This is a genomic window from Prevotella dentalis DSM 3688 (assembly GCF_000242335.1).
Classification (GTDB): Bacteria; Bacteroidota; Bacteroidia; order Bacteroidales; family Bacteroidaceae; genus Prevotella; species Prevotella seregens.
Genome location: NC_019968.1, coordinates 500627 through 521727, shown reverse-complemented (window position 1 = coordinate 521727; position 21101 = coordinate 500627). Strand labels below are relative to the sequence as shown.

16 protein-coding genes are annotated in these 21101 nt (G+C 61.9%); 6 read left to right on the top strand and 10 right to left on the bottom strand.

The features are described from left to right. Nucleotides 1-107 precede the first annotated feature (107 nt). Genes PREDE_RS09365 through PREDE_RS09350 form a run of 4 tightly spaced genes read right to left on the bottom strand, consistent with a single transcriptional unit; the run spans nt 108 to nt 4030 of the window. Nucleotides 108-917 carry a hypothetical protein gene (locus PREDE_RS09365; RefSeq protein WP_005846814.1) on the bottom strand — a complete coding sequence of 270 codons (810 nt, stop codon included), beginning with the start codon at nt 915-917 and terminating at the stop codon, nt 108-110. Between the two features lie 60 nt (nt 918-977). After that, complete coding sequence (locus PREDE_RS09360) at nt 978-2099, bottom strand: glycosyltransferase family protein (RefSeq protein WP_005846812.1); 1122 nt, start codon at nt 2097-2099, stop codon at nt 978-980. An 18-nt stretch (nt 2100-2117) separates the two neighbouring features. Beyond that, complete coding sequence (locus PREDE_RS09355) at nt 2118-3071, bottom strand: glycosyltransferase (protein ID WP_005846810.1); 954 nt, start codon at nt 3069-3071, stop codon at nt 2118-2120. Between the two features lie 38 nt (nt 3072-3109). Next, the gene (locus PREDE_RS09350; RefSeq protein ID WP_005846808.1) at nt 3110-4030 is read right to left on the bottom strand and encodes a glycosyltransferase family 2 protein; all 921 of its coding nucleotides are present in this window, start codon (nt 4028-4030) and stop codon (nt 3110-3112) included. 43 nt (nt 4031-4073) lie between these two features. On the opposite strand from PREDE_RS09350, the gene PREDE_RS09345 reads away from it, so the two are divergent. Together PREDE_RS09345 and PREDE_RS09340 are read left to right on the top strand one after the other, a co-directional pair. Beyond that, nucleotides 4074-5558 carry an oligosaccharide flippase family protein gene (locus PREDE_RS09345; protein WP_005846806.1) on the top strand — a complete coding sequence of 495 codons (1485 nt, stop codon included), beginning with the start codon at nt 4074-4076 and terminating at the stop codon, nt 5556-5558. After that, the gene (locus PREDE_RS09340; protein WP_005846804.1) at nt 5555-6601 is read left to right on the top strand and encodes a glycosyltransferase family 2 protein; all 1047 of its coding nucleotides are present in this window, start codon (nt 5555-5557) and stop codon (nt 6599-6601) included. Before PREDE_RS09345 ends, PREDE_RS09340 begins: the two co-directional genes overlap by 4 nt. A 317-nt stretch (nt 6602-6918) precedes the next feature. On the opposite strand, the gene PREDE_RS09335 is transcribed toward PREDE_RS09340, so the two are convergent. After that, a complete protein-coding gene (locus PREDE_RS09335; protein ID WP_005846802.1) occupies nt 6919-7854 on the bottom strand; it encodes a helix-turn-helix domain-containing protein in 936 nt (311 codons plus the stop codon). Nucleotides 7855-8063: 209 nt separating this feature from the next. On the opposite strand from PREDE_RS09335, the gene PREDE_RS09330 reads away from it, so the two are divergent. The 3 genes from PREDE_RS09330 to PREDE_RS09320 all read left to right on the top strand — a co-directional run bounded on the left by PREDE_RS09330 (nt 8064) and on the right by PREDE_RS09320 (nt 11924). Beyond that, nucleotides 8064-9215: an IS110 family RNA-guided transposase gene (locus PREDE_RS09330; protein ID WP_005848072.1), complete on the top strand. Its 1152-nt coding sequence runs from the start codon at nt 8064-8066 to the stop codon at nt 9213-9215. Between the two features lie 445 nt (nt 9216-9660). Further along, nucleotides 9661-11676: a leucine-rich repeat domain-containing protein gene (locus PREDE_RS09325; protein WP_005846800.1), complete on the top strand. Its 2016-nt coding sequence runs from the start codon at nt 9661-9663 to the stop codon at nt 11674-11676. Then, nucleotides 11673-11924, top strand: coding sequence for a hypothetical protein (locus PREDE_RS09320; protein ID WP_005846798.1), 252 nt, complete (start codon nt 11673-11675; stop codon nt 11922-11924). Before PREDE_RS09325 ends, PREDE_RS09320 begins: the two co-directional genes overlap by 4 nt. A 43-nt stretch (nt 11925-11967) precedes the next feature. On the opposite strand, the gene PREDE_RS09315 is transcribed toward PREDE_RS09320, so the two are convergent. Both PREDE_RS09315 and PREDE_RS09310 read right to left on the bottom strand, forming a co-directional pair. After that, nucleotides 11968-15231, bottom strand: coding sequence for a DUF5107 domain-containing protein (locus tag PREDE_RS09315; protein WP_005846797.1), 3264 nt, complete (start codon nt 15229-15231; stop codon nt 11968-11970). A gap of 26 nt (nt 15232-15257) precedes the next feature. Next, a complete protein-coding gene (locus tag PREDE_RS09310; RefSeq protein ID WP_005846795.1) occupies nt 15258-16646 on the bottom strand; it encodes a sugar porter family MFS transporter in 1389 nt (462 codons plus the stop codon). Nucleotides 16647-16816: 170 nt separating this feature from the next. Between PREDE_RS09310 and PREDE_RS09305 the strand changes: the two genes are divergently transcribed. Continuing rightward, entirely contained in the window at nt 16817-17749 is a 933-nt protein-coding gene (locus tag PREDE_RS09305) for an AraC family transcriptional regulator (RefSeq protein WP_005846793.1), read from the top strand. A gap of 451 nt (nt 17750-18200) precedes the next feature. Here PREDE_RS09305 and dapA read toward each other — a convergent pair whose 3' ends face one another. The 3 genes from dapA to truA all read right to left on the bottom strand — a co-directional run bounded on the left by dapA (nt 18201) and on the right by truA (nt 21074). After that, nucleotides 18201-19088 carry a 4-hydroxy-tetrahydrodipicolinate synthase gene (gene dapA, locus PREDE_RS09300; RefSeq protein WP_005846789.1) on the bottom strand — a complete coding sequence of 296 codons (888 nt, stop codon included), beginning with the start codon at nt 19086-19088 and terminating at the stop codon, nt 18201-18203. Between the two features lie 253 nt (nt 19089-19341). Next, nucleotides 19342-20262 (bottom strand): DMT family transporter, encoded by a 921-nt coding sequence (locus PREDE_RS09295; protein WP_005846787.1) that lies wholly within the window; start codon nt 20260-20262, stop codon nt 19342-19344. Between the two features lie 65 nt (nt 20263-20327). Then, complete coding sequence (gene truA / locus PREDE_RS09290; protein ID WP_005846785.1) at nt 20328-21074, bottom strand: tRNA pseudouridine(38-40) synthase TruA; 747 nt, start codon at nt 21072-21074, stop codon at nt 20328-20330. Nucleotides 21075-21101 lie beyond the last annotated feature (27 nt).

The following is a 21101-nucleotide window of genomic DNA, read 5'->3' as shown; positions in this document are numbered from 1 at the left end:
ACTCGTGCGAGTCCTGCCCTTTTTGATGGGTGGGGCATGGGCCGCCCCGTAGCTCTCGTTGGCATTGCGGCCCGGAGGCGGCGGTGGCTCCGGAGCCGGTCGGCGGCCTAATAATCGTTCTCGTCACTAATCTCCTCGGCCTCGTAGTTCAGATCCTCGGGGTCGGTGTCGTAAGTGGTGCGGTAGCTTTCTTCGGTGAGTTTGTCGTCGTCGAAGGTGTCGTCCTCCTCCTCTTCCTCGACCTTGAAATCCTCCTCTTCGGGCAGGTCTTCGCCCTCGTCGGCCAGCGTGTCCTCCAAGGAGTCGTCCTTGTCGGGGTCGTCCGGCAGTTCCTGAAGGGGTTCCAGTTCGGGCTTCTCCTTGGCGAAGATGGCCTCGGTCCATAGTCCTTTGGCAATCTCCAGCACCTCGTAGCCGTCGTTTACCTTACGCTCGTAGAGACCTCCGCTCTTGTGCAGACGATCCTTGGGCAAGGTGGTGGTGGAGATGTCGAAGCCCGAGAGGATGATGTCCTGCGTGCTTTGTGAAAGCGATTCCCAGCCGCCGCCGAAGTTGCGGCCCAGCACTTCGATGAGCTTGGCGGCCGAAATGTGGTGGATGTTCTCGTAGGTCAGGTCGGTCACGCGCATGATGGGCCGCTTCTTGATGGCGATTTTCTGCCGCGTGTTCTCGTCCACCCGTATGCTTCCAATCTTGAAACCGCGCTGCTCGTACTTCTTGATGACCTCCGGCTTGTCGATTTTCACCTCCTCCACCTCGAAAGCACTGCGAATGGTATCGGTGTACCGGCGCATGTTGTCTTTCAGGTCGGCATCCTTTTCGGCCGCTTCCCACATGCGGAAGACATCGTTCTCCTGAACATCCCATACGTTGCTCTTGGTCAATGTTTTAAGTGTGATAGCCTTTTTCTCTTTCATTTTGGATATGCGTTATGTGGTGCAAAAGTAGTGATTAATTTGTAATTTGCAAGCGAATCTCTATTTTAAATTCCCATCTTTTTCGCTGATTTGGCGGTAGAGTTCCTCGTATTGGCGGGCCACTTTCAGGTGGTCGTGGTGCCGGGCCACGTAGGCCCAGCTCTGTCGGCGCAGCCGGTCGATGCGTTCGGGGTGGAGCACGAGGGCTTCGAGCTCGCGGTACACGCTGTCGTAGCTGGGCTGCACGTTGATGATGGGGCGTAGTTCGTGCTCGTTCAGGATGTCATAGTTCTCGGGTTCGCCGCCTCCCACGCAGATGATGCCGCGGCTCATGGCCTCCAAGGGGTTCATGGAGGGCGTGTAGCTGTAGAGCTGGTCGAGGATGGCGTCGGCCCCATCCATCAGCTCTACGTACCGGGCAAAGGGCACGCCCTCGGCCACGCGCAGCTGCGTGCGCCCGGGGTAGCGGGCCTCGACGGCGCGTGCCGCGGCCAGCATCACGTCGGTGCCCTTGTAGGCGCTGCGGCCGCGGCTGATGCCGATGAACAGCCTTACCGGCGCGTCCTTGGGCCGCGGGCCGGGCTCGGGGCGGCCGGTCATGTCGATGGGATAGGGGATGAAGCGCGTCTTCCCGGGGAAGAGGGGCGCGTAGCACGCCCAGTATTCGTAGAGTCCGGCCACGATGGCGTCGCTGTCGAGGGCCATCATGCGGTTGAGCCGCTCCTTGTCGGTGCCGAGCCAGTCGTGTTTTTCTTTCTCAGCCGCCGCGTCGTGGCGCAGCGTGTCGCCCAGGTTGAAGTCGCTGTAACGCAGCGGCCGCCGCGTCAGGTTCTCGTGCACCCAGTAGTAGTCCATGCCGAAGGCACCCAGCACCACGCGGCCGTTGTGCCGCCGCAACCAGCGGTAGACGGGGTGCAGCCGGGCCGCCTGCAGCTCGGCAAACATGGGATTGATGAGCTGCACCACGTCGTAACCCCGCAGCCGGGACAGCCGTGCCGCAAGCCGCGCCGCGAGCCGCACGCCGCCCCAGCGGCCCGAGGGGCGGGCCAGGTCGATGTCTCGCGGATAGTCTTTCCAGAAATCGCCGTTGCTGGCCACCGTCACCTTGTGGCCCAGCCGGCGTAGGCCGCGGGCCAGCGTGGCGTGCACGTTGCTGTATTCGCCGAGGAGCAGTATCTTCATCGTGGGTGGAGGCGGCGGTTATCTGATGGTGAGCAGCAGTAGCTGCCGGCCCATGCGCGTGCCGATGAGCCGGCGAAACAGCGTGTACTTGCGCGTATAGGCCTTATCGGGCAGGGGAAAGAGGCCGTGCCGGCGCAGTTTCCCGATGGCCTCGGCCAGCTGGTGGCGGCTGTGGGTGAGGCGGATGGTGTTGTAGAGATAGTCCATCGAGAGCTGGGCGATGCGGCGGTTCAGGGCCACGCGGTCTATCTCGGGCGCGTGTTGGGCCACGTCCTGCAAGTGGAGAATGATGTCGGTGATGTCGCTGAGACGGCGGGCGATGTGGCGATGGTCCGTCCGGCTCATGATCGACGCCTCGCGCCGCCGGTAGAAGTAGGCCTCGGCCGGTGTGGAAAACACGCGTTCGGCCCGCAGCAACAGCAGGGGCGTGAACTCCTCGTCCTCGTGCAACAGGCCCGGCGTGAAGCGCAGCGAGCCCAGGATGGCCCGGCGGAAGAGGTAGCCGCAGGCCGACGAGCGCAGATTGTTCTGGTGCATATAGGCCGCGCCGCTCACCGGCCCGTCGTAGAGGAACGGCGTCTCCGGGTGGGCTTTCTCCGTTTCGAGAAACATCACCACGTCGGGATTCTGGTAGCGGGCTATGTCGAGACAGTGCTCGTAGGGTGCGGGAAGCAGATAGTCGTCGCCGTCGACAAACTGCACGTAGGCGCCCGTGGCGCATTGCAGACCGTGGTTGCGGGCGGCCGAGAGGCCCTGGTTGGCTTGCCGCAGGTAGGTCAGCTCGTCCCAACAGCCCTGCAGGTCGTCGATGGCGGGCCGTTTGGAGCCGTCGTCCACGACGATGATCTCGCGCTCGTCGCGGTTGAGCGAGAGTTTCAGGATGCTGTCCACGCAGGTGCAGAGCATCTCGGCGGGCAGGTCGTAGGCGGTGATGATGAAGCTGACGAGCGGCTTCGGGGCAATGGGTTCCATGGGCGTTGTGGGCATGAGGGCGGGTGGCGCAGGGCAGTTCAGTCCTTGCGCCTGTGCAGCCGGTGGAAGAGTCGCGAGGCCTGGGCCAGCGGGCCGAAGCCCGTGAGCTTCAGCACGCGGGTCTTCAGACGCGTGGGTTGCAGGTTGAGGCGCGGGTTCAGGATGGGCTTGCGGCCGGTGCGCTCCATCACGTCAAGTTGGATATTGACCAGCGCAGCGTAGTAATCGTTCCACACCGGGGCCTTGGTGGCGCGCAGCCGCAGCGTGCGGATGGCCCGCAGATGGGCCTCGAGCAGCCAGCCGTAGTCCTTGCCGGTGGCGCGGCGGGTGATGGTTGTGGGGTTGTAGGTGTAGTAATAGAGGCCCGTGTCGGTGGTGGCCACGAGCCGGCACTTGCGCAGCACCTGGGGCAGCGTGGCCACATCCTCGAACGTGCGGCCCACGGGGAACTGCACGCCGTCGAACAGTTCGCGGCGGTACACCTTGTTGCAGGCGTAGCTGTGACGGTAGGCCTCGCCCCGAAGCCAGTAGGCCCGCATGTCGGTGTACTCGGCGCGGCGCAGCCGCAGCATGCGCTGGCCGGGGCCGCCGTAGTGCTCATAGATGGGGTATTCCAGCAGGTCGTAGTCGGGATGCACGCCCAGTATCTCCATGAGCAGGGCCAGCGTGTCCTCGCCCAGGAAGTCGTCGGCGTCGACAAACGTCAGGTATTCGCCCCGGGCCTTGGCCAGTCCGGCATTGCGCGCCGCGCTGAGGCCGCTGTTTTTCTTGAGGTGAATGGCTTGTATGCGGGCGTCCTTGGCGGCATATTTATCGCAGAGCTTGCGGCTGCCGTCGGTCGAAGCGTCGTCGACGAGGATGAGCTGCCAGTTGCGGTACGACTGGCCGATGATGCTTTCGAGGCAGCGCGGCAGTGTGGCGGCCGCCTGAAAGACGGGGATGACAATGCTGAGTTTCATGCTGCAAAGATAATAAAACTTTGCCTTTTTCGTTTAAAATAGGATGGAAAAACGGGAGAAGGGCGATTCGTATTCGCACATTCTGAAGTACACGAGCCTCTTCGGCGGCGTGCAAGGGCTCAATATTCTGGTCAGTGTGGTGCGTACCAAGCTGGTGGCCATGATACTGGGACCCGACGGTATGGGCCTTGTTTCGCTCTTCAACTCCACCATCAAGCTCGTGTCCGACTCCACCAACCTGGGTCTTCCGATGAGTGCCGTGAAGAATGTTTCCGAGGCCTTCGACTCCGGCTCGCCGCTGCGCGTGCAGCGTGCCGTGGGTCTGGTCAGGCTGTGGGAGCTGCTCACGGCCCTGCTCGGCATGGCGGTCTGCATCTTGTTCAGCCCGCTTCTCGACCGCTGGACCTTCGACTGGGGCGACCACACGCTCCACTTCGTGCTGCTCTCGCCCGTTGTGGGTCTGCTGGCTGTCACGGGCGGGGAGGCCGCCATCCTCAAGGGCATGCGCCAATTGCGGGCTCTTGCCGCCGTCTCCGTGTGTAACATCGTGCTGGCCCTGCTCTGTTCCGTCCCCATCTACTACTTCTTCGGGCAGGCCGGCATCGTGCCCTCGCTGGTGCTGCTGGCCCTCATTCAGTGCGTGGCCACGGTGGCATGCTCCTACCGGCTGTGCCGCCCGGCGTTCCGATTCTCGCGCAGCCGTCTGCGCGAGGGGGGGAGCATGGTGTCGCTGGGACTGGCCTTCGTGGCGGCCGGCGTGCTGGGCAGCGGGGCCGAGTTTCTGGTGCGGTCGTATCTGAACACCACGGGCGACCTCGCCGTCGTGGGGCTCTACAATGCCGGCTTCGTCATGACGATGACCTATGCCGGCATGGTTTTCTCGGCTATGGAGACCGACTACTTCCCCCGGCTCTCGGGCATCGCCCACTGCGGGCCGCGGCTCAACGAGATGGTGAACCACCAGACCGAGGTGCTCCTGCTGCTCGTCTCGCCCATGCTGGTGTTTTTCATGGTGGCCCTGCCCGTATTGCTGCCCCTGCTCTACAGCGGCAAGTTCATGCCGGTGCTGGGCATGGTGCAGCTGACGGTGCTGGCCATGTACCTGCGTGCCATGACATTGCCCGTGGAATACATCGCGCTTTCGCGCAGCGACTCGCGCAGCTACCTGCTGCTCGAGGCGGTCTACGACGTGGCTTTCGTCGTGCTCGTCATCGTGGGCTACCGCTGGCTGGGCCTCGTGGGCACGGGCGCGGGGCTGGTGGCAGCCGGCGTGCTCAACCTGGCCGTGGTCTACGGCTACGCCCACGGACGCTACGGCTACCGCGTGGCGCCGTCGGTACGCCGCTACGCGCTGCTGCAAATTCCGCTCGGCGTGGCGGCCTACGGCGTAACGCTCTTCGTGCACGGGCCGGCCTACTGGGCAGCGGGGCTGCTGCTCGGCGGGGTGGCGCTGGCCGTTTCGGTCAAGATTCTGCATGGCAAAGCCAACCTCTGGGCGGCCCTCATGCGCAAAATCCGCCGCCGATGACCCCCTGCCAGGTAACCGTGCTCGTGGCCGTTTACAACACGGCGACCTACCTGCCCCAGTGCCTTGACTCGCTGCTGGCGCAGACGCTGGCGGGCGTGCAGGTGGTGTGCGTGGACGACGCCTCGACTGACGGCTCCCCCGCCATCCTCGACGACTATGCCCGTCGCGACGCGCGTATCGAGGTGGTGCACCTCGACGACAACGGCGGACAGGCGCGCGCACGCAACATCGGGCTGCGGCGGGCCCGGGGGCGGCTGGTGTGTTTTCTGGACAGCGACGACTGGATGGCCGCCGACTGCCTGGCCCGCGCCGTGGCCGTGTTCGACCGCCATCCGCTCACCGACTGCGTGCTCTTCCACACCTTATATTATTACAGCCCCTCGCGTCAGGAGGAATACCCCATGCAGCCTTTCCGAGTGCTCACCGGTCGGGAGGCCTTCGAGCGGTCGCTCACCTGGGCCATCCACGGCGTTTACATGGTTCGCACCGACATTCACCGCCGCTATCCCTACGACGAGTCGGCCCATGCTTTCAGCGACGACAACACCACGCGGCTGCACTATCTGGCCTCGCGCGAGGTGCGGCTCTGCGACGGCACCTATTTCTATCGGCAGCACGCCGCTTCGGTGTCCCACCAGGTGAGCCCGCGGCGGTTCGACTATCTGGCGGCCAACCTCAGCATGGCGCGGCAGCTGCGGCAGTTGGGCGTGCCGTCCGAGCTGCTCTCCATCTACGAGAACCACCGTTGGCTCAATGTGGTGGACCTCTACTGGTTCTACCACAGCCACCGCCGCCGGCTCGGGGCCGCGGCTGCGGCCCGCGGCCTGCGGCAGATTCGCGAGGCGTGGGCCGGCATCGAGACGTGGCGGCTGCGGCCTCGGCTGCGCCGCAAGTTCGGCTATGCGCCCCTGCGGTGGGCCTCCGGGCCGGGGCTGCAGGGCGAAAGAGGGGCTGCCGGCCGTGCTGCCGACTCGTTGTCGTGGTGTCTCTTCCGGCTTGAGGAAGAGCTTTATTTCTCGCTGCGCCGCCTGTTGGGGCGGTAGCTCTTTGTGCCGCATGCGTGCTTGGCCCATGCGGCAACGGTTTTTCGCGATACCATGACGGCGCAATCGTCGCGCGATTGCGCCGTCGTCGCCCGCCGATTGCGGCGTCATCGCGTTGCGATTACGGCGTTGTCGCGGGGCTGTTGTGTCGTGCGGGTGAACGCCCTTTCGGGCGTGCGGGCCGACACGGAGGCCGGCACGCACGGCAATACCCCGTGCCATGGAAAATGAAATGGTATTGATTTTACATGGAAATCCTGTATCATGGGTAACGAAATGGCGTTGATTCCATGCCGAAACCCCGTGCCTTGGCGATTTTACCGCGGCTCGGGGCTTTGCTGGGACAGCCGGCTGCTGCGCCGGTAGGCCATGGGCGTGGTGCCGGTCGTGCGCTTGAAGAACTTGCAGAAAGCACTCGATGAGGGGAAACCAAGGTCGTTCACAATGGTCTTGATGGGCGTCGCGGAGCAGCGCAGGGCTGTCTTGGCCTTGAGCGAGAGGGCCCGGTCTATCCACTCCTTGGGCGTTTCGCCGCTGATTTGCACGATGCGCGTGTCGAGATAGGTGGGGGTGGTGCACAGCTCCGAGGCGTAGAAGGCGAGCTTGTGCTCGCGCGCCACATGGCAGTCGACCAGCGAGAGGAAGCGGTCGAGCAGACACAGGCTGTCGCCCGTCGCGGCGTTGGTCTGCCCGGGTGTGTGCCGCCTGTACAGCAGCTCGACGTAGCGCAGCAGCGACCCGATGAGCTGCGCACACGAAGCACTGGTCTGCGGGTCGCCGGTGAGCAGGTAGAGGGTGTGGAGATATTGCCCCAGAGCTTCCCGTTCGACGGGATTGAGGCTCAGCCGGAAGTGGAAATTCGCATCGCTAAGGAGCAAAGGAACGCCGCCGGAAAAAAGAGTCCGGAGATAGTCTTCGCGGGCCGCCATGCCCTCGAAAACAACTCCTCGGGAAAATATATCAGGGCCCAATACCCCCCCCCAATTGATATAAATCAAGTCGCCGGGCTGGCAACGGTACGTCTTGCCGTTGACCATCAGGCTGCAGAACCCCTCCTTGACGATGCCCATGCGCATGCAATCCATGCGTACATAGTGGGAACGGCCGAACACGGAACGGAACAAATGGGGTGCGCCCAGCGTCACGCCGTAGTCGTCGCAGGCGCACGACAGTCCGCTGCTTACCGGGCCCGGGTGCTCCATAAGCTCGCGGAATGCGCCGAAAGGCACCACCTCGATTTCGTTTTTAGTCATGATTGGCAGATAAGTCGTTGGCAAATTTACATAAAAATCGTGATTTATAAGCCAGTGGTAATAAAAAACCAAAAATAAATTCCCTGACGGCTTCCCTTGTACCGGTAGAAGTGTCAAGGCCAGCATAGATTTCCTTGTCCTAAACACATGCTCGTGGCACAATTTGTATTATCTTTGAGAGGTATTAATAATCCTCAAAATGTAGGCTTATGAGAATCGTATGCGGCCTTGACGTGCACAAAGATAGCATTTATCTTTGTATTTTGAGCAGCACAGGCGAAATTATTGAGAAAGTTTTCGGTGTTCTGACCTGCCAGTTACAGGAAATGCGTGATCTGATGCTCACACATCACGTAGAGGAGGCCGGCATGGAAAGCACGAGTGTCTATTGGATTCCTGTATGGCGTGTGCTTGAGCCGCACTTCAAGCTGAAGCTCATCAACCCCTACTTCATCAGGCAGCTTCCCGGCCACAAGAGCGATGTCAAGGATGCCCGGTGGATAGCGGAGTGCATGATGAAGGAACTTGTCCGTGGCAGCTTCGTCCCGCCCGAGCGCATCCAGCAGCTGCGCCAGTATGACAGGCGCATCTACGACCTTGACGATGAGATTGTCCGAAAGCTCGCCAAGCTCGACGCCGTCGTCCAGCGGTGCAACATCCGGCTGGGCAACTACGTGTCCAACACGGACAGCAAGAGCTACAAGTCCGTCATAGACAGGATCTGCGAGGGCGTGACCGACCCCAAGGTGCTTGTGGAGGAGATTCACGGCCGTATCATCAATCGCCACGGGAAGGACACCATCATCTCCTCGCTCACGGGATGCGTCACGGAATGCGACATGGACATCCTGCGCCAGCTCAAGGCCGAGATAGACATGGCCGGGCAACATAAGCAGGAATGCATGGACAAGATGCAGGCCGTCTGTGAAAGGGAATACTCCGCCGCATTGCAGAACCTACAGACCATACCGGGAATAAAGATGAGGGCCGCCACCTCACTGATTGCAGAAATCGGAACGGACATGGGCCATTTCCAGACGGCAAACCATCTTACTTCATGGAGTGGCCTGAGACCACGCAACGACCAGTCGAACAAGACCATAAAGTCACGCTGCATCACCCATGGCAACCGCTACCTGCGCCGCACCCTCATCCAATGCGCCTGGGGCGCGAGCCGCACCCAAGGCTGTTTCTTCAACCGCTTCTCCTATCATCAGACACAAGTCCGCAGAAAGAACAGGATGAAAGTACAGGTCGCCATTGCGCGCAAGATGCTTGTCTGCGCATGGCACATACTCAGCCGGAACGTCCAATACAAGGACTTCGACAACAGAATCGGGACTTCCGACGAAAACGGATGACACGATATACCGGTCATGGAAAGGCTATTATCTTTGTGATGGCACGCGACCTCGCTTTGCAAATTAACCCACGACATGGCCGGCGATGGAACCCAGTGTGAGCCCGGAGCTCGAAGAGGAAAGTATCATTATCGTTTATGCAGGCCTGGAGACGGGCCTGTACGCAACCAATATGGAACGAGGTGGCGAACTCCGGGTGTTTGAGTTACCTGGAAGGGCTTTTATTTTCGGTTTTATAGAGGAAAGATAGGCAAAATGACCTTGAGTTCAAAGGGGCTTTACGTGGAATTTAAAGAAAAGGAAATCTTTTCTAACTTTTTGGAAATCCCTTGTCGGCCGCGTCTTCGTAACTTTGCAGCCACCCAAAGACGAAGAGATATTCTTAACGCCGGCGTGTTGACCGGCGGGCATGAAACATTGTACAAATATAGATCAATAGGAAAACATGAGAAGAATTACTTTGCTTGCCATGCTGTGCATCCTCGTGACACAGTTTGCACAGGCCAAGCTGGCTGTTGCCACAGCCGGCGACGGCACCGTGACCCTGACGCTGAATGCGGCGGGCGACCTGGATGCCGAGTTCACAGGACAGTATGCCGCGGCGCAGCCCACGGCTTTCCTGGCCGCCTCGGGGGCGCTCACGGCTCGGAAATTGAAAGTTGCGACGGCCCCCGGCGTGCGCATGACACAGGCCGACCTCTACCGCCTCTATGGCGAGAGCTACGGCGGTTACCAGCATTTTGTGCTTCGGGAGCTTGACCTCTCTGAGGCCGAGCTGCAGTCGGACAACGACCTTCGGGGCCTGGCTTGGCTCACGTCGATGAAGAAAGTGACCTATCCGGCCACTACATCGTCCATTCCCACCACATTCAGCGACGGCTCCCGGTGCCAAATCGAGGAGGTCGTCATCCCCGACAATGCCGCCATCGGCCTCACCGTGGCCCAGCAGGCCTTTCACAACAAGTCGCTGAAAAAGGTGGTGTTTGGCGCCCGCAGCAGCATCCACATCGGCAACCTGTGCTTTCAGGGCAACCCCAACCTGACGACTGTAGACTTTCATTACGGCTCGACGAGCATCGTCATCGGCACCCAAGCCTTTGACCGCTGCACGGGTTTAAAGAACATTGTGCTGCCCGAAGGCGTCACCGAGATAGGCGCGGGTGCGTTTCTCGGGGCCGGCATCGAGGCCATACGGCTGCCCAATTCGCTGCGCGTCATCCGCACAAAAGCCTTTGCCCAGTGCGCGGAACTGCGCAGCATCACCATCCCCGAGGGCGTGGAACAGATCGAGACAGCCACCTTTGAGAACAACTACAACCTGGCCGATGTCTACGTGCTGGGCAACCACACCAAGTGTGCCGAGGGTGCTTTCACCGACAACATCACCTACAAGTACCAGGCTGGCACCTGTACCGACGGGCAAACGGGCGTGACCAGGGATCTCTATACGCCCGAGGACGGCAACATGAAAGTGGTTACACGGCTGCATTTCAAGCGTGAGGCCTACGACGATTACACCAACGAATACGTCAAAGTGATAGGCACGGCGGGCTACAGCAGCTCGCCCTACGGCAACCATCCGGAGCTGAACCACTGGGTGTTCGACGCCGACGGCAACCGGTTGCCCGTGAAGCACTCCGACTATTTCGAGGGGCTTCATGGCGATTATGCCGGTTGGAAGAACTTCATGCTGACCGACTCGACGCTGGGCAAGAAGATTACAGTCGACTCGGTGCGCGTGCGCGACAAGTGGTACACCATGTGCCTGCCCTTCGACATGACCGCCGCCCAGCTCAAAAGTGCCTACGGAGCCGGGTTGGAGGTGGTGGAATTTTCCGCGGTGAGCTCTGAAATGGAGGGTGCCGGCAGGAAGTATATCACCCTGCATTTCACCACGCCCGTCACGGTTACACGGGCACATCATCCCTACATGATCCATCCGGCCATCCACGCCGGCAGCACGCCGGGCGTGAAAACCACCATCGTGGGCATACAGAAGAAGCCCCAGACCGACGCCGCCCTCGACGGCGAGACGGTGGTGCAGACGTGCGACGGCGTGGCCTACACGTTCCGCGGCAACTACGCGCAGGGCAAGTCGCTGCAGCAGTACAGCTATTATTATTACTCGGGCGACGACGAGAGCCAGTGGCCCAACGCGTTCTACAAGTGGACATCGGCCGCGGGCGGCACGTGGACGCCCGGTTTTGCGTGCGTGCTTGCGTCGGCCGATGACGGGGCCCTGGCCAAGGCCCAGAGCGTGTACGGGGCCGAAACGGGCGATGACACGCCCACCGGCATCACTCCCCTGCACGCTGCCGCCCCACGCACGGCGGCCTCCGCGCCCCGCGGAGTGTATGGGCCGGACGGCCGGCTGGTGCGTGCCGGCAGTTTCCTGGATGGGTTGCCCAAGGGATTTTATATTGTTAATGGAAAGAAATACGTAGTGAAAAGAAGAATATGAAAGCCAACAAACAGCAGCGGACTTACCAGCGTCCAGAGACGGAAATCATACACGTGGAACTCGAACAGATGGTGTGCGTGAGTGGAAGGGCCCGTTACGACATCGGCACGGAGGACGGCGGATACAAGAAAACCGGCGACGTGCACGTGCATACTACGCCCGGCGACGGCCCCGGCATTGCCGGCGGCAAGCGCTGGGGAGCCGTGGGCTTCGATGAAGAATGGGCCGACAATCCCTGGGGCGAGTAGCGGCGGCCGGGCGGACATGCCGCTCCGGCCGCGTGCCCGGCGGTCAGGCCAGCTGCAACGCCACCAGCGTGCGGAAGGAAAAGAGGCCCAGATGGTTGGCGTCCAGCCGCGAGGCCTCCTCCAGATAGCGCATGGCGTGGGTGCGGTCGCCCAGTCCGTAGTAGCCCAGGGCCAGCATATACTTGCAGTGCAGCTCGTTGGCCAGGTCGAGCGAACCCTCCCAAATTTGCAGGTCGGGCAGCGACACGGCGAAGTAATCCATCACCACGCGGTCGAAGAGATGCTGTTTGCCGTAGTCGACGAGCCGGTGGAACCGCCCCCGCGCCTCGTCCGTGCGGCCCAGCCGGAGCAGTGCCAGTCCCTGGTAGAATATCTTGTCGGGCCGCGCGTCGTTGTAGTACATGGCGGCGGCAGGCTCCCGAGGCCCCTCCGTGGCCCGCTCCCAGCAGGAGCGGGCCTTGCTGTCTTCGCCCTTGGCAGCATGGGCCACGCCCATGAAGAAGTAGAAGTCGTTCTCCTGTGCGCCCTCCAACCGGCCCTCGCCCAGGTGGGGCGGGTAGACGAGACACTCGGCAAGTAGCCCGAGTGCATCGTCGTATCGCCGGGCCGCGAGGGCCTGCTTGCCCAGCTCCAAACGGGCCAACTGGTACTGTCCGCTCACCCGACCCTCGCCCCCTTCCCAGGCATGGAAGCGGTGATGGTCTATCCGTTCGAGGGCGTCGGCGTGCCGGCCGGTCTGATTGAGCAGGGTGGCCTCTTCGAGAATCAGGTCGTCGCGCTGCGCGATGAGGGCGGGATGGCGTTGCAGCTGCCCCAGCCGCCAGGCCGGGTCGAGGCCCATCCGCTTGTAGAGCTGGTCGAGTTCCATCAGGATGCGCGCGTCGGTGGGGTTCAGGTCAAAGGCCCGTTCCATGTATGTGCGGGCCTGTTCGGACTGCCCCGCCTTGTTGTAGGCGTAGAGAGCCAGGTTGCGCCACACTGTGGGCAGCGACGGGTCGAGCTCGGCGGAGCGCGTCCAGTGGTCGTGGGCTGGGCCGTATTGCCGGTTGGCATAGTAGAGACAGCCCAGATAGTAGTGGGCGCGGGCGTCGCGGCTGTTGTGCCGCAGGGCGGCCTGTAGGGCCAGAATGTCTTCCGTGCGGTTGGGGAAACAGTAGTCGGGACAGGCCCGTTCGCCCCTTGCAAAGGCGTCGGCGTCGCCCGCCCAACCCATGTAGTAGTGGGTCATGGGCGTGGCAGCTCCCTCGTCGATGGCCCACTGCCACACCGCGCGGGCCTCGGCGGTGAGGCCTGCAGCGCAGTAGTCGAGGGCCAGCTCGTCGTAGTTGTTGGGCATGCCGTGCATCAACGCGGCCAGGCTGCGGTGCAGCTGCCCGTCGCCCGTGAGCAGGAACTCCTCGTAGCGGCAGCCATAGTTGAACCGATCCATGGCCACACTCTCGCGGGCCAGGCCGAGGGCCTCGACCGTGCGCCCCATGAGACGCAGCACGGCAACCTTCAGCGCGCGGGCCTTGTGGTTGTAGGCGTTGCGCGCCAGACAGCTGTCCACCTCCCCGAGAGCGTCTTCAAGCCGCTGCTGCTCCACGGAAATGCGGGCGCAATTCAGGAAGCCGGCATCCTGCCAGGCGGCATTCCAGGTGGACTTCCAGAACAGGTCGTAGGCCTCTGCCGTGCGTCCCTGCCAGCGTAGGGCCAGTGCAAGGTTGTAGATGGGCTCGCCGTCGTAGGGGTTTGGATTGCGTTTTGTGAGCACGTCCACGGCCTTGCGCAGGTACGGTTCAGCCTTGCCGAACCGGCCTTTGCGCAGATACCACAGCCCCAACGCATTGTTGCACCGGTAGTCTTCGGGGTCTCGACGCAGTCCCTCCTCATAGTAATCCACGGGGTTGTAGGTGGCGTGGCGGTATTGTTCGAGGTGCAGCCCTGTGAGGTAGAGCTGTTCCACGGTCTTCACCTCGGCGGGCAACAGGGCGGGTTGGGCGGCCTGGGGGATGGGTCGCAGCTCGTCGGGCTCGGTATGCCACACCAGCCGGCCGGCGCGAAGGGTGAGTGCAGAGAGCGAGCAGCCCTGCACATCGACCGTCTCGCAGAGGATGTTCTCGGGCGAAAGCTCCGTCTGCCGGTCGTAGTAGACGGTGCCGTCGTCGCCCTGCAACACCACGTGCACCTGCCGTAGGCTCGTGGCATAGAGCTTGAACCACACGGTGCCGTTGGCGTTGCGGTCGATGTTCATCACGAGGTCGCGCGAGGCTTGCTTCACCACGCCCAGTTCGCGGTAGGGCATGAAGTACTGCGTGAAGCGCTTTTCCTCGTAGGGCATGAGCCAGGTGAAGTCGGGTTGGTTCTCGGTGAACACGCCCGCCATGAGCTCAATGTAGGGTCCGTCGGCGTCGGTGAGGTTGCGATCCCAGGCCCTTCCGAAGTCGCCGTTGCCCCAAGTCCACTGTTTTTTGCCCGGCGAGAAGTGGTGATTAGCCACGTGCAGCATGCCGCCGCGGGTGTCGTTTTCGTATCCTCCCTCGAAGTCGAACTTGGAATTGACGGCCATGTACGACGTGGGCACCTTGATATTCTTGTAGTTGGAGATGTCCACGCCGGCCGAATAGTCCATCTTGTAGTAGGTGCCCGTGGCGACGGGAAAGCTGCTCACGGCGCGCTTGCCATGGTCGAACACGGCGTTTACGTCCTGCGGGAACACGCTTTGATAGTGTTCATTCACGGCCACTGCCGGGTTGGCCCACCACAGGAAGGTCTGCGGCACGGGCGTTCCGTTGTAGAGCCGCCCCTGGATTTCCAGATAGGCGCAGCCCGGCCGCAGGGTGAAGCCTGCGGCTCCTTTCTGATGAAACATGCGTTCGTACTCGTTCACCCACACCGTCACGGCCCCGTCGGCATGCTCTTCGATGTCTGAATCGACGGGCAGATAGGTGCTGGGGCGGTGGTGCTGGGGCCAGTTGAACTCGATGCCACCGCTGATCCACGGGCCGGTGAGGCCCACAAGGGCCGGCTTGACAACGTGATTGTAGTACACAAAGTGGCGGCCCTTCACCTTGTCGTAGGCCATCTGCACGCGGCCGCCGAGCTCGGGAAGTATCATCACCTTGATGTATTCGTTCTCCAGCCACACGGCGTTCCAGTCGTGGTCGATGGGCGAATCGCTGATTTTTTCGACCACGGGGTAGGGATATACCACGCCGCTCGACCCCTGATACACGCGTTTTTCGAGGAAGATGGGGTTCTTCTCGGCTTCGCCGATCTCGTAGGTCGGGAGGGTTACCACCTCCCGCCATGCCTTTACGTTTGCCATATCGTTGTTGGTTTGTTTTCTGATGTTCAGTCCACCAGCTCGTGTTCGAGCTGCTCCAGGCTCCTGCCCTTGGTCTCGGGAAGCATGCGGGCCATGAAGATGAAGCCGGCCAGGCACACCGCGCTGTAGATCCAGAACGTGCCGTAGCTGCCCAGTGCCCGATTGAGCAGGGGGAAAGTGTAGGTCAATGTGCTGCTGCCCACCCACAGGGCAAAGGTGCTTGTGGCCACGGCCACGGCGCGCACCCGGTTGGGGAATATCTCGGAGAGCAGCACCCAAGTGCATGGACCCAGCGTCATGGCGTAGCAGGCGATGGCCGCCACCACGAGCACAATCATGAAAAAGCCCGATGCCTGGAGGTAGTAGCACGTGCCGAGCGTGAGGTAAATGCCGCAGAGGCCGCCCGCGCCGAGCATCATCAGCGCCTTGCGCCCCCAGCGATCCACGGTGAAAATGGCCACGATGGTGAAGGCTACATTGGCTATACCCGTCACCACGATGTTGAAAAGCACGTCGCCAATCTCGTATCCGGCGGCCAGAAATATCTCCTGGGCATAGTTGAAGATGACGTTGGTGCCGCACCACTGCTGGAAGAAAGCCACCACCAGCCCGATGACGAGCACCCGCCTGTAGGGGCGGCTCAGCAGCAGGCGCAGCCCTCCCTGCGAGGCATCGGCGGCGTTGGCCTCCCTCACGGCACGGAGCTCGGCCTCGGCATAGACCCCTCCGCCGATGCGCGTCAGGATGCCGAGGGCCTGCCGCTCACGGCCTTTCATGGTGAGCCAGCGCGGACTTTCGGGGATGAGGAAAGCCAGCACGAAGAACACGCCCGAGGGCACTATGGCGGCCCAGAACATCCATCGCCAAGCCGTCAGCCCGTTCCACGAGGCGGCTATCTGGGTAGCCGTGGAGCCGGCAGGTATCGCATCGGCGATGAGCCAGTTGGTAAGCTGGGCTGCCAAGATGCCGAGCACGATGGTGAGCTGGTTGAGCGACACCAGCTTGCCGCGTATCGCGGAGGGCGCCACCTCGGCAATGTACATGGGCGAGAGGCCCGACGCCAGCCCGATGCCCACGCCGCTCACCAGCCGGGCCACGAGGAAGAACCCGAAGCTGCGGGCTGCACCCACGGCCAGCGACGAGAGCAGGAAGATGACCGACGCGGCGACGAGCAGCCGTTTGCGCCCGATACGGTCGGCCAGTGTGCCGCAGAGCATGGCCCCACCCATGCACCCTACGAGGGCCACCGTCATGGCCAGGCCCTGCATCGAGGCGTTGTCGGCAATGCCGAAATAGAGCTCGTAGAAAGGCTTGGCCCCGCCGATGACCACCCAGTCGTAGCCAAAGAGCAGGCCGCCCATGGCCGACACGGTGCAGATGAAGTAGACAAATCGCTTGTTCAGGGTTGCTGTCATGATGCCAAATGTTTTTAGTCAGGGTTTCTGCGTGCAAAGGTAGCACAATCCGCCCGGCCGGAAAATAGACGGGCCGGGGAGAAAAAATAGACAAAATTCCGATGCCACGTGCGTAGTTTTCCGTTTTTTGGCTACCTTTACACCGTCAAATCCACCCAAGACCAGCGCCTATGCTTAGAATCGGAGAGGGGTTCGAGGGCGAGCGTTCCCTCGTGCTGCCCGCCATTGTACGCCATGCCGCCCAGGACGATGCCGTGTTGCGCCAGCTCCACATCACCGACATGGGCCATTATCCCCACGCCATGCACCACTACCGCGAGCGCACCACACCCATCGGCCAGCACATCCTCATCCACTGCACGTGCGGCAGCGGCTGGTACCGCGTGGGCGGCACGCAGCACGAGGTGCACGCCGACCAGTACTTCATCATCCCTGCCGGCCGCCCGCACACCTATGCCTCGAACAACGACGACCCGTGGACCATCTACTGGATACACTTTGCCGGCGACCTGGCTGCCGAGCTGGCGGGCGACTGCCAGGGGCCGCGCGACGTCCGTCCGGGGCCGACATCGCGCATCGCCGACCGCATCATGTTGTTCGAGGAAATCTTTCTGACGCTCTCAGACGGCTACTCCACGGACAACCTGCGCTACGCCGCGGCCCTGCTGCACGCCTATCTGGCCACGTTCCGTTTCCTGCCCCTCTTCCGCAAATACCACAAGCAAGGCGACCGCGTGGCCGAGGGCGACGTCATCCAGGCGGCCATCAAATACATGGGAGAGAACATCGAAAAGCGGCTCTCGCTCCCATCGTTGGCCCGCTACATCGGCTATTCGGTGTCGCAGTTCTCGCTCATCTTCAAGAACAACACGGGTCACTCGCCGCTCAACTATTTCAATCTGATGAAGGTGCAGGAGGCCTGTCGGCTGCTGGAAACCACCGACATGAAGATCGTTCAAATCAGCGGCAAGGTGGGTATAGACGACAATTACTACTTCTCCCGCCTGTTTTCCAAGGTCGTCGGCATCTCGCCCCGCCAGTATCGGCAGTCGGTACGCGAGGCCGCGGAGCGGAGCGGGGGGCCGGAACAGGCAGCCACGTGAATGCCCTGACGGGCATGCGGGCCGGTGCGGAGGCCGGCCCCTACGGGCAATACCCGTGTTTCAGTACGGGCTGCGCGGTGGGTTTTCTCACAGATGGCACGTTTTTTCACAGAAGTTTTGCAAGGCTTTTCTCACAGATTCCACGCGCAGCATCTGCAAAATCTGTGGAATCTGTGAGAAAAAGAAGTTGCTGGTGCCCCTTTCTACGATACCTGCCCATGCGAAAACGGCGCAACGGCCTCGCGATTACACCGTAACAGCCCTGCGAAAAACGGGTAACGGCCCCGCGATTACACCGTTTTTCTCTGGCGTTTACACCGTCATGCTTCCGCGGCAACAGGGCGGTGGCAACGCAAACGGCCGCCGCTGGACACAACAAAAGCCGTAACGCGCTGTGCGTTACGGCTTTCGGTATGGATCAAGGGGAGGGGAAAATGCCCGGCGCGGGGGATTAGAAGCGCAGCTCCCGCAGGATGTCGGCCATCTTTTGCTTGGTCTCAATCTTGGTGGGCACGAGGGGCAGGCGCAGCCGGTTCTCGATGAAGCCCATGTCGTTGAGCAGGGCTTTCACGCCGGCGGGGTTGCCGTCGACGAAGAGCAGGCTGTAAAGCTCGGTGAACATGTGGTGGATTTTGCGGGCGGGGTCGTACTCGCCGTTGAACTCCAGCCGAATCATGCGCGAGAACTCCTTGGGCAGGGCGTTGCCGATGACCGAGATAACGCCGGCCGCACCGCTGGCCACCATCGAGAACGTGAGGGCGTCGTCGCCGCTGATCACCTCGAAGTGGTCGGGCTTGTTCTTGATGATCTCGTCCACTTGCTCCAGGCTTCCCGAGGCCTCCTTGATGGCCACGACGTTGGAGCAGTCGCGGGCGATGCGCACGGTGGTGGCCGCTTTCATGTTGACGCCCGTGCGCCCGGGCACGTTGTAGAGCACGAGGGGCAGCGGGCTCACGGCGGCAATGGCCTTGAAGTGCTGGTAGAGGCCCTCCTGCGAGGGCTTGTTGTAGTAGGGGCAGATGCTCAGGATGCCGTCGATGCCGCTCCAGTCGGTGGACTTCAGCTCCTCGATGACGGCCGCTGTATTGTTGCCGCCGCAGTACTTCAAGATAGGAATGCGCCCGTGCACCACCTCCTTGATGAGGGCCGTGATGCGGTCTTTCTCGTCGCGGGTAAGGCAGGGAGTCTCGGCCGTGGTGGCGAGAATGCAGAGAAAGTCGGCCCCGTTGTCGAGCTGATATTCCACCAGCCGCTTCAGTGCGGGGTAGTCTACGTCGCCTTCGGGAGTGAACGGGGTGATGAGGGCAATGCCCAATCCTCTGAAAATATTGCGTGCCATGCGTGCAGTGTGAACTATGGAGATTACGATTCTGAATGACGATTCGGCCGCAAAGATACGACTTTCGTTTCAGATTGCAAAGGAAAAGGGGCGAAACCTATCAATAATTTTTTGCGCGTGGCGGCTGTGGGTGCGAGCGTCCAGACGGTTGGCGCCGATGGCTTGCGACGGGGCCGGGTCGCTCGGGCCGTGTGGCGACGGAGGAAGGAAAGGGTGGCACGGGGCTTGGTGCACGTTGTAGGCCGGCCGTGTATCAGCCCCTGCTGCCAATGTAGAGGAACACCATGCCGAGCAACACCAGGGCCAGGTCGACGGCTTTGGACTTGAGGTTGCGCTCATGAAACACGGCAGCGCCGAAGAGGAAGCTCACAATGACGCTGCCGCGACGAATCATCGACACGATGGAAATCATGGCACCGTCGAGGCTGAGCGAGTAGAAGTAGACGAAGTCGGCCGCACTCAGGAACACACTGATGCCGATAATGGTCCAGTCCCAGTGGAAAGGGGTGGTGCGCTTGTGGGTGGGCCACCACAGAACGGCCATCATCACGAGCATCATGCCCATCTGGTACAGGTTGTACCACGACTGCACGGCCATGCGGTCGAGCCCTACACCGCCGTTGGCCGGCGAGGCCATGAGGTACTTGTCGTAGATGCCGCTCACGGCTCCGAGCACCGCTGCCAGCACGATGGCGCCTATCCAGCGGTTGTGTTTGAAGTCGATGCCCTCCCGGCGCCCCGATCGGCTGAGCATGAAGAACGACAGCACGGCCAGCAACACACCCATCCACTGCCAGCCGTTGAGCTGTTCGCCGAAGACCAGCAGTGCGCCCACGAGCACCATCACCGGCCGCGTGGCATTGATGGGACCCACGATAGTGAGCGGCAAATGCTTCATGCCGAAGTAGCCGAACACCCAGCTGGAGAGCACGATGAGGCTCTTGAGCACGATGTAGCGGTGCATTTCCCAGCCGCCCGAGGCCACGTGGAAGATGGAACCGTCGAGTGCAGTGCCCGTGGCCGAGAACAAAATGAATGGCAGGAAGATGAGCGAGGAGAAGACTGTGTTGAGAAACAACACCGGGATGACGGCGTTTCCCTGCAGCGACTTTTTCTTGAACGAATCGTAGAATCCCAGCAACGCTGCCGAGAGAAATGCTAAAAACAACCACATGTCAGAACTGATTATCCGATGAACATCATCTTTTTACGGGTGCAAAGGTACGACTTTTCTGTCGATTAATAGGCTATTTCCCAGAGGAAGAGGCCGTGGGCGGGCATCGACTCGCCGGCATCGGAGCGTGTGCCGGCGAGGACAACGCGGCGAAAGTCGTCGAGCGAGAGGCGGTGGCGGCCCACATCGACCAGCGTACCCACCACGGCCCGCACCATGTTGCGCAGGAAGCGGTTGGCCGCAATCTCGAAATACCAGGTGGTGGGGGCCGTCTGCACCCAGCGGGCGCAGGAGACCTGGCAGCGCGTGGTCTTGTTGTCGGCGTTGGCCTTGCAGAACGCGCGGAAGTCGGTCACGGTGGCGAGCCAGGCGGCCGCCTCGTTCATCAGTGCGAAGTCGAGCTGCCAGTGCATCTCCACCGAGAAGTGGCGCAGGAACGGGTCGCGGCCGGTGTGGATGAAGTAGCGGTAGGTGCGGCGGGTGGCCGAGAAGCGGGCGTGCCGGTCGGCGGGCACGGCCTCGGCGCGGCAGCAGCTGATGTCGCGCGGCAGCATGCGGTTGAGGCGGTAGGCCAGCTGGATGGTGTCGAGGGGTTGGAGCGTGTCGAAGTGGCACGCCATCTGCCTGGCGTGCACGCCGGCATCGGTTCGTCCGGCCCCCGTCACCTCGATGGGCTGGCGCAACAGGGTGGAGAGGCACTGCTGAACTTTCTCTTGCACTGACATGCCGTTGGGCTGGATCTGCCAGCCGTGATAGGCCGTGCCGTCGAAGCTCAGCCAGAGAAAGTATCTGTGGGATGGGTTGTTGGTCATGGATGTGTTGATGCTTCCGTGGGAAGG

What these genes read in the sequence shown, in the direction of transcription:
- PREDE_RS09365 (WP_005846814.1), bottom strand. Translation starts at nt 917, where the DNA reads ATGAAAGAGAAAAAGGCTATCACACTTAAAACATTGACCAAGAGCAAC.
- PREDE_RS09360 (WP_005846812.1), bottom strand. Translation starts at nt 2,099, where the DNA reads ATGAAGATACTGCTCCTCGGCGAATACAGCAACGTGCACGCCACGCTG.
- PREDE_RS09355 (WP_005846810.1), bottom strand. Translation starts at nt 3,071, where the DNA reads ATGGAACCCATTGCCCCGAAGCCGCTCGTCAGCTTCATCATCACCGCC.
- PREDE_RS09350 (WP_005846808.1), bottom strand. Translation starts at nt 4,030, where the DNA reads ATGAAACTCAGCATTGTCATCCCCGTCTTTCAGGCGGCCGCCACACTG.
- PREDE_RS09345 (WP_005846806.1), top strand. Translation starts at nt 4,074, where the DNA reads ATGGAAAAACGGGAGAAGGGCGATTCGTATTCGCACATTCTGAAGTAC.
- PREDE_RS09340 (WP_005846804.1), top strand. Translation starts at nt 5,555, where the DNA reads ATGACCCCCTGCCAGGTAACCGTGCTCGTGGCCGTTTACAACACGGCG.
- PREDE_RS09335 (WP_005846802.1), bottom strand. Translation starts at nt 7,854, where the DNA reads ATGACTAAAAACGAAATCGAGGTGGTGCCTTTCGGCGCATTCCGCGAG.
- PREDE_RS09330 (WP_005848072.1), top strand. Translation starts at nt 8,064, where the DNA reads ATGAGAATCGTATGCGGCCTTGACGTGCACAAAGATAGCATTTATCTT.
- PREDE_RS09325 (WP_005846800.1), top strand. Translation starts at nt 9,661, where the DNA reads ATGAGAAGAATTACTTTGCTTGCCATGCTGTGCATCCTCGTGACACAG.
- PREDE_RS09320 (WP_005846798.1), top strand. Translation starts at nt 11,673, where the DNA reads ATGAAAGCCAACAAACAGCAGCGGACTTACCAGCGTCCAGAGACGGAA.
- PREDE_RS09315 (WP_005846797.1), bottom strand. Translation starts at nt 15,231, where the DNA reads ATGGCAAACGTAAAGGCATGGCGGGAGGTGGTAACCCTCCCGACCTAC.
- PREDE_RS09310 (WP_005846795.1), bottom strand. Translation starts at nt 16,646, where the DNA reads ATGACAGCAACCCTGAACAAGCGATTTGTCTACTTCATCTGCACCGTG.
- PREDE_RS09305 (WP_005846793.1), top strand. Translation starts at nt 16,817, where the DNA reads ATGCTTAGAATCGGAGAGGGGTTCGAGGGCGAGCGTTCCCTCGTGCTG.
- dapA (WP_005846789.1), bottom strand. Translation starts at nt 19,088, where the DNA reads ATGGCACGCAATATTTTCAGAGGATTGGGCATTGCCCTCATCACCCCG.
- PREDE_RS09295 (WP_005846787.1), bottom strand. Translation starts at nt 20,262, where the DNA reads ATGTGGTTGTTTTTAGCATTTCTCTCGGCAGCGTTGCTGGGATTCTAC.
- truA (WP_005846785.1), bottom strand. Translation starts at nt 21,074, where the DNA reads ATGACCAACAACCCATCCCACAGATACTTTCTCTGGCTGAGCTTCGAC.